The 12421-nt window shown below is 63.2% G+C and carries 14 protein-coding genes; 3 read left to right on the top strand and 11 right to left on the bottom strand.

The window, feature by feature from the left end:
• Positions 1 to 32: 32 nt before the first annotated feature.
• Entirely contained in the window at positions 33 to 434 is a 402-nt protein-coding gene (locus tag NKJ32_RS27220) for a GFA family protein (RefSeq protein ID WP_352622973.1), read from the top strand.
• A gap of 27 nt (positions 435 to 461) precedes the next feature.
• Here NKJ32_RS27220 and NKJ32_RS27215 read toward each other — a convergent pair whose 3' ends face one another.
• The 7 genes from NKJ32_RS27215 to NKJ32_RS27185 all read right to left on the bottom strand — a co-directional run bounded on the left by NKJ32_RS27215 (position 462) and on the right by NKJ32_RS27185 (position 6235).
• Complete coding sequence (locus NKJ32_RS27215; protein WP_352593347.1) at positions 462 to 755, bottom strand: hypothetical protein; 294 nt, start codon at positions 753 to 755, stop codon at positions 462 to 464.
• A gap of 210 nt (positions 756 to 965) precedes the next feature.
• Positions 966 to 2879: a 1-deoxy-D-xylulose-5-phosphate synthase gene (gene dxs, locus NKJ32_RS27210; RefSeq protein ID WP_352593344.1), complete on the bottom strand. Its 1914-nt coding sequence runs from the start codon at positions 2877 to 2879 to the stop codon at positions 966 to 968.
• Between the two features lie 81 nt (positions 2880 to 2960).
• Positions 2961 to 3881 carry a pirin family protein gene (locus tag NKJ32_RS27205; protein WP_352593341.1) on the bottom strand — a complete coding sequence of 307 codons (921 nt, stop codon included), beginning with the start codon at positions 3879 to 3881 and terminating at the stop codon, positions 2961 to 2963.
• A 9-nt stretch (positions 3882 to 3890) separates the two neighbouring features.
• Positions 3891 to 4157, bottom strand: coding sequence for a DUF2277 domain-containing protein (locus NKJ32_RS27200; RefSeq protein WP_023716908.1), 267 nt, complete (start codon positions 4155 to 4157; stop codon positions 3891 to 3893).
• A gap of 109 nt (positions 4158 to 4266) precedes the next feature.
• A complete protein-coding gene (locus NKJ32_RS27195) occupies positions 4267 to 4518 on the bottom strand; it encodes an exodeoxyribonuclease VII small subunit (protein ID WP_352829437.1) in 252 nt (83 codons plus the stop codon).
• Positions 4519 to 4521: 3 nt separating this feature from the next.
• On the bottom strand, positions 4522 to 5448 hold the full coding sequence (locus tag NKJ32_RS27190; RefSeq protein ID WP_352456880.1) for a histone deacetylase family protein: 927 nt from the start codon (positions 5446 to 5448) through the stop codon (positions 4522 to 4524).
• 133 nt (positions 5449 to 5581) lie between these two features.
• On the bottom strand, positions 5582 to 6235 hold the full coding sequence (locus tag NKJ32_RS27185) for a TetR/AcrR family transcriptional regulator (protein WP_352593335.1): 654 nt from the start codon (positions 6233 to 6235) through the stop codon (positions 5582 to 5584).
• Between the two features lie 118 nt (positions 6236 to 6353).
• Between NKJ32_RS27185 and NKJ32_RS27180 the strand changes: the two genes are divergently transcribed.
• A complete protein-coding gene (locus tag NKJ32_RS27180) occupies positions 6354 to 7577 on the top strand; it encodes an MFS transporter (protein WP_352708197.1) in 1224 nt (407 codons plus the stop codon).
• Between the two features lie 57 nt (positions 7578 to 7634).
• Here the strand turns inward: NKJ32_RS27180 and ribB are convergent, their stop codons facing one another.
• Together ribB and aroC are read right to left on the bottom strand one after the other, a co-directional pair.
• Positions 7635 to 8735, bottom strand: a complete 1101-nt coding sequence (ribB, locus tag NKJ32_RS27175) for a 3,4-dihydroxy-2-butanone-4-phosphate synthase (RefSeq protein WP_352449900.1) — start codon at positions 8733 to 8735, stop codon at positions 7635 to 7637.
• A gap of 97 nt (positions 8736 to 8832) precedes the next feature.
• Complete coding sequence (aroC, locus tag NKJ32_RS27170; protein ID WP_352829435.1) at positions 8833 to 9933, bottom strand: chorismate synthase; 1101 nt, start codon at positions 9931 to 9933, stop codon at positions 8833 to 8835.
• A 274-nt stretch (positions 9934 to 10207) separates the two neighbouring features.
• On the opposite strand from aroC, the gene NKJ32_RS27165 reads away from it, so the two are divergent.
• Complete coding sequence (locus NKJ32_RS27165; protein ID WP_023716902.1) at positions 10208 to 10471, top strand: DUF1344 domain-containing protein; 264 nt, start codon at positions 10208 to 10210, stop codon at positions 10469 to 10471.
• Between the two features lie 63 nt (positions 10472 to 10534).
• On the opposite strand, the gene NKJ32_RS27160 is transcribed toward NKJ32_RS27165, so the two are convergent.
• Positions 10535 to 11122 (bottom strand): histidine phosphatase family protein, encoded by a 588-nt coding sequence (locus tag NKJ32_RS27160; protein ID WP_352456876.1) that lies wholly within the window; start codon positions 11120 to 11122, stop codon positions 10535 to 10537.
• A 31-nt stretch (positions 11123 to 11153) separates the two neighbouring features.
• Positions 11154 to 11975, bottom strand: a complete 822-nt coding sequence (gene fabI, locus NKJ32_RS27155; RefSeq protein WP_352449903.1) for an enoyl-ACP reductase FabI — start codon at positions 11973 to 11975, stop codon at positions 11154 to 11156.
• Positions 11976 to 12421: the final 446 nt, after the last annotated feature.

The following is a 12421-nucleotide window of genomic DNA, read 5'->3' as shown; positions in this document are numbered from 1 at the left end:
GCCGTTTAGCCGTCGAAACGTGGAGGAGGAACATGCTGACGGGAACCTGCCACTGCGGGGCAGCCCACTGGACCCTGGAGGGCGATCCCGGTTCGATCACTGCCTGCAGTTGCACACTTTGCCGTCGCTACGGCACGCTCTGGGCTTACGACTATGTCGACGAACGCATCCGCCTTGCCGGGCCCGTAAGCGCCTATCGGCGCGTCGGAAAGGCTCATCCTTCGCTTGAGATTCTCTTCTGCCCAACCTGCGCTTGCGTCCTGGCCTGGCGCGGTTTGCATCCCGATGCGGCTGGGCGCTACCGCGTCGCCGTCAATGTGAGGCTTGCGCCGCCCGAGGCCGTCGCCGATCTCCCGATCGACCATTTCGATGGTCTCGATACATTCGAGGATTTGCCGAGAGATGGTCGCTGTGTGCGCGACATGTGGTTCTAGTTTCTAGAGTCTCTTCGGGATCGTGCTTTAGAATATGGTCCGCGAAGCCCGCCGTTCGACGGCCGGCGTCAGACCGTCGCTGCTGTCGCCGGACACCTGCGTGTGCGGCCGGTCAGCGGAACTGGACGCCTTCGGCAAGGTATCTGGCACGACGACGAATTGCGGCGCCTGCTTGTAGGAAAAGCCGCCACGGATTTCGCCGATCTTGCCGGCGACGATGCCCATCACCGCCTTTTCGAGTTTGCGGTCGTAGCGCGTTTCGGCTGTAGCCGACAAGACGAAGATGGCCGCAAGCGCGATGCCGCCCAAAAGCGATCTCATTGGTCTGCTTTCCGCTGCCTGGTTGCCTTCTAGCAGGGCGGCGTTGAAAAACGGCCAAAGGACACGGTAAGCAGATCACCAAACGGCAGCGTAAACAGCATCTTACGACCGTCCGCCGGCAATTTTATTCAAGCAGTTGAGAATTTGATTCAGACTGGCATCTTGCAGCCAAGTTGAATCGCGTCGGCGTCGCGGGAATGCGTCTAAAAGCTAGGCGCGCTGGGCCTGCGCGGTATGCCCCAGCGCCACGAACACGGTGCGCACGATGCCGGCGCTGTCCAGCCCGGCATCGGCATACATCTTTTCCGGCTTGGCATGGTCGACAAATGTGTCGGGCAGCACCAGCGGGCGCACCTTCAAGCCGCTCTCCAGCAGCCCTTCATGGGCCAGGAACTGCAGCACATGGCTGGCGAAGCCGCCGACCGCGCCCTCTTCCACCGTCACCAGTATCTCGTGTGAACGGGCCAGCCGCCGGATCAGGTCCTCGTCGAGCGGCTTGGCAAAACGGGCATCGGCGACCGTGGTCGAAAGCCCGGCCGCGCCAAGCTCCTCGGCTGCGGCCAGGCAATCCTGCAGCCTGGTGCCGAAGGAAAGCAGCGCAACCTTAGTGCCTTCCCTGACGATCCGGCCCTTGCCGATCTCCAATACCGAGCCACGTTGCGGCATCTCGACGCCAACGCCGTTGCCGCGCGGGTAGCGGAACGCGATCGGGCCGTCATCGTAGCTTGCGGCGGTGCGTACCATGTGGCGCAGCTCGGCCTCATCGGCCGCGGCCATGACGACGAAACCGGGCAGCGTCGCCAGGAAGGTCGTGTCGAAGGCGCCGCAATGGGTGGCACCATCGGCGCCGACGAAGCCGGCGCGGTCGATCGGAAAGCGCACCGGCAAATTCTGGATCGCCACGTCGTGGACGACCTGATCGTAGGCGCGCTGCAGGAAGGTCGAGTAGATCGCCGCGAAAGGCTTGAAGCCTTCCGTGGCAAGGCCGGCGGCGAAGGTCACCGCATGTTGCTCGGCGATGCCGACATCGAAGGTCCTCGCCGGAAACGCTTCGCCGAACAGATCAAGCCCGGTGCCGTTCGGCATGGCGGCGGTGATAGCGACGATGCGGTCGTCCTCTCGGGCCTCCTGGATCAGGCTTTCGGCAAACACCTTGGTGTAGCTCGGCGCATTGGCGGGCGCCTTGGCCTGGGCGCCAGTGATGACGTCGAATTTGTTGACGCCATGATATTTGTCGGCCGCCGCCTCGGCCGGGGCGTAGCCCTTGCCCTTCTGGGTCACGACATGGATCAGCACCGGGCCGTCGGCATTGTCGCGGACGTTCTTCAGCACCGGGATCAGGTGCTCGAGGTTGTGACCGTCGATCGGGCCGATGTGGTAGAACCCCATTTCCTCGAACAACGTGCCGCCGGTGACGTAACCGCGCGCATGCTCGACCGCTCGCTTGATGGCGCGATCGGCGCGCTCGCCGAGATACGACGTCAGCTTCTTGCCGAAATCGCGCAAGCCCAGATAGGTCTTGCCCGACGCCAGACGGGCCAGATAGGCGCTCATTGCGCCGGTCGGCGGAGCGATCGACATATCGTTGTCGTTCAAGATGACGATCAGCCGGGCATCGAGTGCGCCGGCATTGTTCATCGCCTCATAGGCCATGCCGGCCGACATGGCGCCGTCGCCGATGACGGCAATGACATTGTTGCGGCCATCGGACAGATCGCGCGCCATCGCCATGCCGAGGCCGGCTGAAATCGAGGTCGAGGAGTGGGCTGCGCCGAACGGATCGTATTCGCTCTCGACGCGACGCGTGAAGCCGGACAGGCCGCCCTCCTGGCGCAGCGTGCGGATGCGATCGCGGCGGCCGGTCAGGATCTTGTGCGGATAGGCCTGGTGGCCGACGTCCCAGATCAGCCGGTCGTCCGGCGTGTTGAAGACGTAGTGCAGCGCGACGGTCAACTCGACCACGCCAAGGCCGGCGCCGAGATGGCCGCCGGTGTGGGAAACGACGTCGATCAGTTCGGCGCGAAGCTCTGACGCCAGCTGCGGCAGGTCGCCTTCGGCAAGCGTGCGCAAATCGGCTGGGACGCGGACCTTGTCGAGAAGCGGCGTATCGGGCTTTGCGTTCACTGTTTGCGAGCCTGGTCAGATTTTCTGTTCATCGTGAAATATGCCGCTGGCCGGCGAATGTAAATGTGGCGGTAACGCGCATCAGCTTTCGGGCAGCGGGATGAACTCTTGCTCGTCTCCAGGAACGATATCGAAGCGGCCCGTCTTCCATTCTTCTTTCGCCTGCTCGATGCGTTCCTTTGAGGACGATACGAAATTCCACCAGATATAACGTTTCGAACCGAGCGAAGCGCCGCCAAAAAGCATGAAATGGGCGCCGCGTTCCGATGAGACAACGATCTCATCGCCGGGCCGGAAAACCAGCAGCCGCTCGGCCGGGAAGCGGTCACCGGATATCGAAACCTGGCCTTCCAGCGTATAGATGGCGCGCTCCTCGGCATCGGCCGGGATTTTCACGCTGGCACCCGGCGCCAGCCTGAGATCGGCATAAAGCGTGTCCGAAGCGGTGGCGACCGGGGAGCGCAGTCCGGAAAACGCACCGATGATCACACGGCCGCTAACCCCCTCCGCATCGATTTCGGGCAGGCGCAGGGCCGGGGTGTTCTCGAAGACCGGCGCGACTTCTTCCTTGCCGTCCGGCAGCGCCAGCCATGTCTGCAGGCCGGAAACCGACATCGGCGCGCCGCGGAGTTCTTCCGGCGTCCGCTCCGAATGGACGATGCCACGGCCGGCGGTCATCAAATTCACGTCCCCGGGCTGGATTACCATCTCGGTGCCGAGCGAATCGCGGTGCCTGATCTTGCCATCGAACAGGTAAGTCACCGTAGACAGGCCGATATGTGGGTGCGGACGCACGTCCAGCGCCTGGCCCGCTCGCAGAACGGCTGGACCCATGCGGTCGAAGAAGATGAAGGGTCCGACCAGCCGGCGCCTGGCCGTCGGCAAGGCGCGGCGAACCTGAAATCCGCCAATATCTTTGGCGTTCGGAATGACCATCAGCTCGATCTGATCGCTGGCGAAGGCATCGCCCATCTGCGGATCGTTTCCGGGAAAGAAGCTCACGCGGTCCCCTCAGGCGAAGCGAAGTGCAGATTTGGCCTTCGCCTTGGCCGCCACCTCTTCGCGATTGCGCGGGTGCTGCGTCGTCTCGAGGCTGTCGAGCAATTCGCGCGCCGAGGCGGCAATGGCCTCGACGGCATGGTCGAACGCATGCTGGTTCTGTTTCGACGGCCGCGTCGTTCCGCTCAGCTTGCGGACAAACTGAAGCGCGGCATCGCGGACCTCGTCATTGGTTGCCGGCGGATCGAAATTGAACAGGGTTTTGATGTTTCTGCACATCGTTCGCAATCTCCTCTCGTCCTGGAGCCGTTTCAAACGGGATGAGTTTTATCCTCAATCGTGATGATGTCCAAAGCCGGTAAGCAAAATTGTCGTTCGAGGCCGCGCCTCAATCCGCGTCCAACGGCTCTGTCCCCGCCGGCTTGCCGTCACGCGACAGCCTGATTTTCTCGACCTTGTCCTCGGCCGCCTTCAGCAGCCGGTCGCAACGCGACTTCAGCGCCTCGCCGCGCTCGTAGATGCGGATCGACTGGTCGAGCGGAACGTCGCCGCGCTCCAGATCGTCGACGATCCTCTCCAGCGCCTCGAGCGCCTGCTCGAAGCTCATCGCCTTGACATCTTCGTTGGTCTCACCAGCCATCGTCTATCCCTTCATCAGCCGCCCGACATGGGCGGCGACTGAAAATGCCAATCCCTGCAGATCGTAGCCGCCCTCGAGCACGCTGACGAGCCGGTTGCGGCTATGGCGCCCGGCTCGTTCGAGCAACTGGCCGGTCGCCCAGTCGAAATCATCCTCAGTCAGGTTGATCTCGGCCAGCGGATCGCGGTGGTGGGCATCGAAACCGGCGGAGATGATGATGAGGTCGGGCGCAAAATTGTCGAGCGCCGGCAGGATGCGCGACAGAAAGGCGTCGCGGAAACTATCGCTGCCGCTCTGCGGCGCCAGCGGCGCGTTGACGATGTTGCCGGCGCCGGTTTCGCTCACGGCCCCGGTTCCCGGGTAAAGCGGCATCTGGTGTGTCGAGCAATAGAGCACCGATGGATCGTCCCAGAAAATGTCCTGCGTGCCGTTGCCGTGATGCACATCCCAGTCGACGACGGCGACGCGGTCGGCGCCATGGTTCTTCTGCGCGTAGCGTGCCGCGATCGCGGCGGTGTTGAACAGGCAAAAACCCATGGAGGTGGTCTTTTCGGCATGATGGCCGGGCGGCCGTGCGGCGACGAAGACGTTTTCGGCACGGTCGGTGAAGACGTCGTCGACCGCGGCGTTGGCTGCGCCGATCGCGGTCACGGCCGCCTGCCAGCTCTTTGGGCTGGCGGTGGTATCGGCGTCGATACGGGCGATGCCGGTGTCCGGTATCGCTGCGCGGACACGTTCGACGAATTCGGGCGGATGCGCGTAGAGGATGGTTGCCTCGTCGCCTTCGGGCGCCTGGACGCGATCGAGCGCCGCGAAGGCCTCGTCGTCAAGCACACGCTCTATGGCGCGCAAACGGTCCGGCCGCTCCGGATGACCGGGCGGTGTTATGTGCTCGAGGAAAATCGGGTGGGTGTAAAGTCTCGTGACCATGCCCCGATATAGGCGCGCCTCGCCGCTTTGGCCATGTTTTCGCGCGCTGGTGAGGCGATGTTCAACAGGGTTTAGGCAACCGGCGTCGGCTGAGCCCACCGCGAGCCGCCTGGGATCTGCGAAAAGAATGACCTCAGGCCGGTGATCGGTCAATCTGGGGCTGCTTCGCTGACGATCGATCAGGCTGAGGCAGCCTGCCGGTGCGATTGAGCAGCCCTTCCAGAAGAACCTTGAACGCCTTCACTGCCTTCTTCGACGTCGCTTCGGGATCGTTCGAAGTTGCGATCCACTGCGCCGCATGCAACGAGGCGCCGCTGACCAGCCTTGCCGCGGCTTCGGGATCGACGGCGAGAATTGTCCCCTCGTCGCTCAGTCTTTGCAGGCTCTCTGTCATCGAGCGGATGCATGTGCTCTGGCTTGGCCATTGCGATGGATCGCCGAGCACCGCCGGCCCGTCACGAAGCACGATACGCTGGATCTCCGGCTCCAGCGCCATCTCGATATAGGCGGTGCATTCGTCGACAAAGCCCTGCCAGAGATTGTCCGGCTTGGCCGAAACGACCTTCAGCCGGGCCGACATTTCGGCGTCGATCTCGGCGATAACCGCCTGGAGCAGGCCCTTCTTGTCGCCGAAGTGATGATAGAGCGCACCGCGCGTCAGCCCGGCCGATGCCGTGAAATCGTCCATCGAGGCTTCGGCATAGCCGAGCGTGCCGAAGGCCTGGCGCGCCGCCCCGATCAGCTTGGCGCGGGTTTCGGCAATCATCTCCTTGCGTGGTCTATGCATGCTCTGGCCCTATTAACATACGTCTCGTATGCCAATTGACATACGCCGCGTATGATCTATTTAGACTCATACGCCACGTATGTAATCGCCGAACCGGCCGTTGTCGAGGAACCAGACCATGCAAAATCCCTACTCCCAGATCTTTCGCGCGCCGGGCGCCAAGGGCTTTGCCGCCGCCGGCTTCGTTGCCCGGCTGCCGATGGCCATGGCTCCGATCGGGATCGTCGCGATGCTGTCGCAGACCGATGGCGAATACTGGCTGGCCGGTGCCGTCTCCGCGACATATGCGCTGGCCAACGCTTTCGTCGCCCCGCAGGTATCGCGACTGGTGGACCGCCTCGGCCAGACGCGGATTGTGGTGCCGACCACCATCATTTCCACGCTCGCTTTCGCGATCCTGACTGCAGCGGCCAATCAGCATTGGCCGATATGGACGCTATTCGTCTCGGCGCTGCTCGCCGCCGTCATGCCCAGCATACCGGCAATGGTGCGCGCACGCTGGACCGAGATTTTTCGCAACCGCCCCGAGTTGAACACGGCGTTCGCCTTCGAGTCGGCGGCGGACGAACTGGTCTACATCGCCGGCGCATCGCTGTCGGTCGGACTGAGTGTCGCGCTTTTCCCGGAAGCGGGAGTGCTCGCGAGCACATTGTTCCTCGCCTTCGGTTCGACGGCCTTCATCCTGCAGCGCTCGACCGAACCGCGAGCCCGACCGGTGGAACATGGTTCAGGCGGCTCGGCAATCCGCCTGCGGCCGGTCCAGATCATCACCTTGGCCCTGATCTTCATCGGCGCGACCTTTGCCACCACGGAGGTGAGCACCGTGGCGATCACCAAGGAGCTTGCCCAGCCGGGCGCCGCCAGCTTCGTCATCGGCGTCTACGCGCTCGGATCGTTCGTCGTCAGCATCATCATCGGCGCCCTGAACCTGAAAGTGCCGCTGCAGATTCAGCTTGCCATCGCAATCGCCATCATTGCGCTTACCACGCTGCCGCTGCTCGTCGCCGACACCGTGCCGCTGCTGGCACTGGCCGTCTTTGTCAGCGGCGTGGCAATCTCGCCGACCTTCATCACGGCATTCGGCCTGATCGAGCGGCGCGTGCCCGAGGCGGTGCTGACCGAGGGCGTGACCTGGGTGATGACCGGCATCGGCATCGGCATGGCGCTCGGCTCGTTCGCCGCCGGCTGGGTGGTGGACGCTTTCGGCGCGCAGAACGGGTTCTGGGTATCGGTGGCATCGGGCACAATCGCGCTGGTCATCGTGCTCGCCGGCCAGCGCAGCCTTGCCGCGCCGGGCTGCGACATGGCTGCATGCGACGCAGCCGCGGTCGCTGCGGAATAGTTTCCGGTGCGTCCGGCCCGCGCCGGGCCGGACGCATACCAGCACCGTGAGAATGGCCTAAAGAATCTCGGTCTTGGCGATGTGGATGCCAAAACCTTCGAGGCCGACATAATGGCGCTCGCGCGAGGCGATCAGATTAATCGAGGAAATGCCGAGATCCTTGAGGATTTGCGCGCCGAGGCCGATCTCGCGCCATTCGTTTTCGCGGCGACGAGCCTCTTCGTGATCCTCGCGATCGCCGGCAGCCGGGCGCTTGCGCTCCTGATGGGCGACGCCGACCGAGCCTTCGCGCAGATAGACGATGACGCCGCGCTGGCGCTCGCCCATCGCCTTCATGATGGCGTCCAGCCGGTGGCTGGTGCCGAAGACGTCGCTGACCACGTCCTCGGAATGAAGGCGCACCGGCACCTCGACGCCGTCACGGATATCGCCGAAGACGACCGCCACGTGATGCATGGAGTCCCAGGGCAGCGTGTAGGTGAAGACCTGCGCCTTGCCGCCCGGCGTCTCGATGTCGGAACAGGCGACGCGCTCGACCAGCGTTTCCTTGCGTTGCCGGTAGCCGATAAGGTCGGCAACCGAGATCTGCTTCAACCCGTGCTTTTCGGCGAACGCCTGCACCTGCGGGCCACGCATGACGGTGCCGTCATCATTGACCAGCTCGGAAATGACGCCGACCGGCGGCAGGCCGGCGAGCTTGCAGAGGTCGACAGCGGCTTCGGTATGGCCCGAACGCATCAGCACGCCGCCTTCACGCGCGATCAGCGGAAAGATGTGGCCGGGGCGGACGAAATCGGAGGCGCCGACATTGCCGTTGGCCAGATTGCGCACCGTCAGCGTGCGGTCGTCGGCCGAAATGCCGGTCGTGGTGCCGTGCTTGAAGTCGACGCTGACGGTAAAGGCGGTGGTGTGGGCCGAATCATTGTCGGCCACCATCGGCGACAGGTTGAGCCGCTTTGCTTCCTCGCGCGGCATCGGCGTGCAGACGATGCCTGACGTGTTGCGGACGATGAACGCCATCTTTTCCGGCGTGCAATGGACGGCGGCGACGATCAGATCGCCCTCGTTCTCGCGGCCGTCATCGTCCATAACGACGACGATCTCGCCGCGCTCGAAGGCGCGCAGGGCTTCAACGATCTTCTTCTGGTCGTAAGGCATAAGTGCTCGCTTCGCTCGCAGGGAATAGGGGAGTAGGGCAGTACGGGAGTAGGGGAAAGGAAAAAATGCTGTTGTGGGAGTTGCGTAACCTACTCCCCTACTCCCCTCCCGTTTGTCCCCGATGACGCAGATAATGATCGGCAATGGCGCAGGCAACCATCGCCTCGCCGATCGGTACGGCGCGGATGCCGACGCATGGATCGTGCCGGCCCTTGGTCATGATCTCGACGTCGTTACCGTCCTTGTCGATCGACTTTCGCGGCGTCAGGATCGACGAGGTCGGCTTGACGGCGAAACGCGCGACGATCGCCTGGCCGGTCGAGATGCCGCCGAGGATACCGCCGGCATTGTTGGATAGGAAGACCGGCTTGCCGTCATTGCCCATGCGCATCTCATCGGCATTCTCCTCGCCGGTGATGCGGGCGGCCTCGAAACCGTTGCCGATCTCGACGCCCTTGACGGCGTTGATCGACATCAGGCCGGCGGCGATGTCCTGGTCGAGCTTGGCATAGATCGGCGCGCCAAGCCCCGCCGGAACGCCGTCGGCGACGATCTCGATGACCGCACCGACCGAGGAGCCCGCCTTGCGGATGCCGTCCAGATATTTGGTGAAGACGGCGACGGACGCCGGATCAGGCGTGAAGAACGGGTTTTCAGCGTCGCCGACGAAATTCCAGTTCCAATTGGGGCGATCGATCGATTTATCGCCCATCGACACCAGCGCGCCGCGCACCACCATGCCGGGCACGACCTTGCGGGCAAGCGCTCCGGCCGCCACCCGCGCCGCCGTCTCACGCGCCGAGGAGCGGCCGCCGCCGCGGTAATCGCGCAGGCCGTATTTGACCTCGTAAGTGTAATCGGCATGGCCCGGCCGGAACTGACGGGCTATGTCGCCATAATCCTTGGAGCGCTGGTCGACATTCTCGATCAGCATCGACACCGGCGTGCCGGTGGTGATCATCGTCTCGCCGTCCTCATCGAGAATGAAGCCGGACAGGACCTTGACCTCGTCAGGTTCGCGACGCTGCGTCACAAAACGTGACTGGCCGGGGCGGCGCTTGTCGAGTTCGGCCTGGATCTCGTCGCGGCTGAAGCGGATGCCGGGCGGACAGCCGTCGACGACGCAGCCCAGCGCCGGCCCGTGGCTTTCGCCCCAGGTGGTGACGCGGAAAAGATGGCCGAACGTGTTGTGCGACATGGAACCAGCCCTGCCAGCGTCGGAGCCGGCTCAGCGCATGACCCCGAAAATCGGAGCGATTTTCGGAAAGGATCATGCACAAAATCAAAAGTGCTACAGCGTCCTTGCGCGTCCAGGAGGACGCGCGGCGCTGTCGCCTGCCTTCTATTGGCGTTTTCCACAGTGGTCAAACTGTGATCCCGCGGATTTAGTTTTGACACATTCGATTGGTTTCTGCTCAGTTCCGTTCCGTTGGACCGAGCCGCTGTACCGGCAATGATTAAAGAGGACGATGATGCGTATCCTGATTGGCGCTGTTGCCGCCACGCTGTTGATTTCCACCGCCGCCTTCGCCGGCCAGACCGAAGGCCTGATCAAGAAGGTCGACAAGGATGCGCTGACGCTGACGCTGGACGACGGCAAATCCTACAAGCTGAACGCCGAAACCGACCTCGATGCGCTGAAGCCAGGCATGGACATCGTCCTCGCCTACGACGTGACGAATGGCGAGAACGTCGTCACCGACATGGAACTGCCGGACACCGGATCGACGGAATAGGGCGCGTCGATATTCAGCTGAGGCCGGCCCGACCTGATCTCAACATAGGCTACGTCATCGGTCTCAAAGCCACTCCAGGCGCCGGCCGTCCAGCCTGAGCACGCGGTCCTGCGGCACTTCCATGCTGACCGCATCTTGTTCGGACATCCCCAGTACCAAGCGGAACATTACGCGCATGATGCCACCATGGGTTACGCAGACCGTCTGGCGATCGAGCGCGTCGAACCACGGCTTCACCCGTTCGAGCAGCATCTGGTAGCTTTCGGCGCCCTCGCCGGGCGGCTGGAAATTCCATTTATCGAGGCGGCGGCGCCTGGTCGAACCGGGATTGTTCGCCTCGAGTTCGGCAAAGGTGAAACCCTGCCAGTCGCCAAAGCTCAATTCCACGAGCAGCGGCTCGGTACGATAGGCGTGCGGATCGAGCTTCATCGCCGCGCGCAGGCGCTCCATCGTCTCGCGCGTGCGCCGCATCGGGCTGGCGACAAAGTCGAAATCTTCGGGCTTGTCGATGAGTTCGGCCAGTCTGCGCCCGTTGCGGCTAGCCTGCTCGCGGCCAAGCTCGTTGAGGTCGGTATCGGCCTGCCCCTGCAGCCGGGCCTCGGCGTTCCACGCCGTCTGGCCGTGGCGCACGATATAGACGAGCGGGTACATCAGGTCTTCCGGAAGAGGTCAGGCGGTGGCGTCAGTCCTTGACCGTCGAAATATCCGGCGCGTCGACCGCCTTCATGCCGACGACATGATAGCCGGAATCGACATGATGGATCTCGCCGGTGACGCCGCGCGAAAGGTCGGATAGGAAATAGACGCCGGAATCGCCAACCTCCTCCTGCGTGACCGTCTGCTTCAACGGCGAATTGTATTCGTTCCATTTCAGGATATAGCGGAAATCGCCGATGCCAGATGCGGCAAGCGTCTTGATCGGGCCGGCGGAGATCGCGTTGACACGGATCTTCTTGGCGCCGAGATCGACGGCCAGATAGCGCACGCTGGCTTCGAGTGCCGCCTTGGCGACACCCATGACGTTGTAGTGCGGCATCACCTTTTCCGCGCCGTAATAGGTCAGCGTCAGCAGCGAGCCGCCGTCGGTCATCAGCGCCTCGGCACGTTTGGCGATGGTCGTGAAGGAATAGACCGAAATATCCATTGTGCGCAGGAAATTGTCGCGCGTCGTCTCGACATAGCGGCCGGTCAGTTCGTCCTTGTCGGAAAAGGCGATTGCGTGGACGAGGAAATCGAGCTTGCCACCCCAGTGCTTGCTGACATTTTCGAACACCGCATCGAGGCTGGCCGGGTCGGTCACATCACAATGGCCGGCGACATGCGCGCCCAGTTCCGCCGCGAGCGGCTCGACGCGTTTCTTGAACGCCTCGCCCTGATAGGTCAGCGCGATCTCGGCGCCATGGTCGACACAGGCCTTGGCGATGCCGTAAGCGATCGAGCGATTGTTGGCGATGCCAAGGATAAGGCCGCGCTTGCCGGCCATAAGGCCCCGTCCACCCGCCATCTCAGCGCTCTCCGCAAGGTTCTCTACTTTGTGGAGTGCCTATCGCACAGCCACAGTGCCCCTTCAAGCGTTCAAAGCGGACAGTTCGGGGGACAAAGCCGCTGGTCTACAGAGCCGCGCGTCCTTTGGGCGCGCAAAGGACGCTATAGCGCCTTGACCTTGCAGTCGTGGGCCAGTGGAAAAATCCGACACTGGTATCGGTGTGTCACGGCGGAAGATGACCCTTTGGCGGAAAGTTCGCTGGCCAGCGGCCGAAGTCACGCTCATGACCCCAAGCCGACAATGGGACCGCTTACATCGAACGACCGCTTGACGTCGCTACCGAGTCCTTCCGTCACAGCAGAAATCCCGTCTCGAATCCAGTTGTGTGCGTCAAGTTCTGCAAAATGGCGTGGCATTGCGGTGACGTCGGCGTGTCCGCCGCGCAGCCCCCGTGTTTAGCGGAG

It is taken from the genome of Mesorhizobium sp. M0159 (assembly GCF_040322295.1).
In the GTDB taxonomy this organism is placed as follows: domain Bacteria; phylum Pseudomonadota; class Alphaproteobacteria; order Rhizobiales; family Rhizobiaceae; genus Mesorhizobium.
Note: the sequence above shows the minus strand (reverse complement) of the source record. Positions and strands in the feature narration are given on the sequence as shown.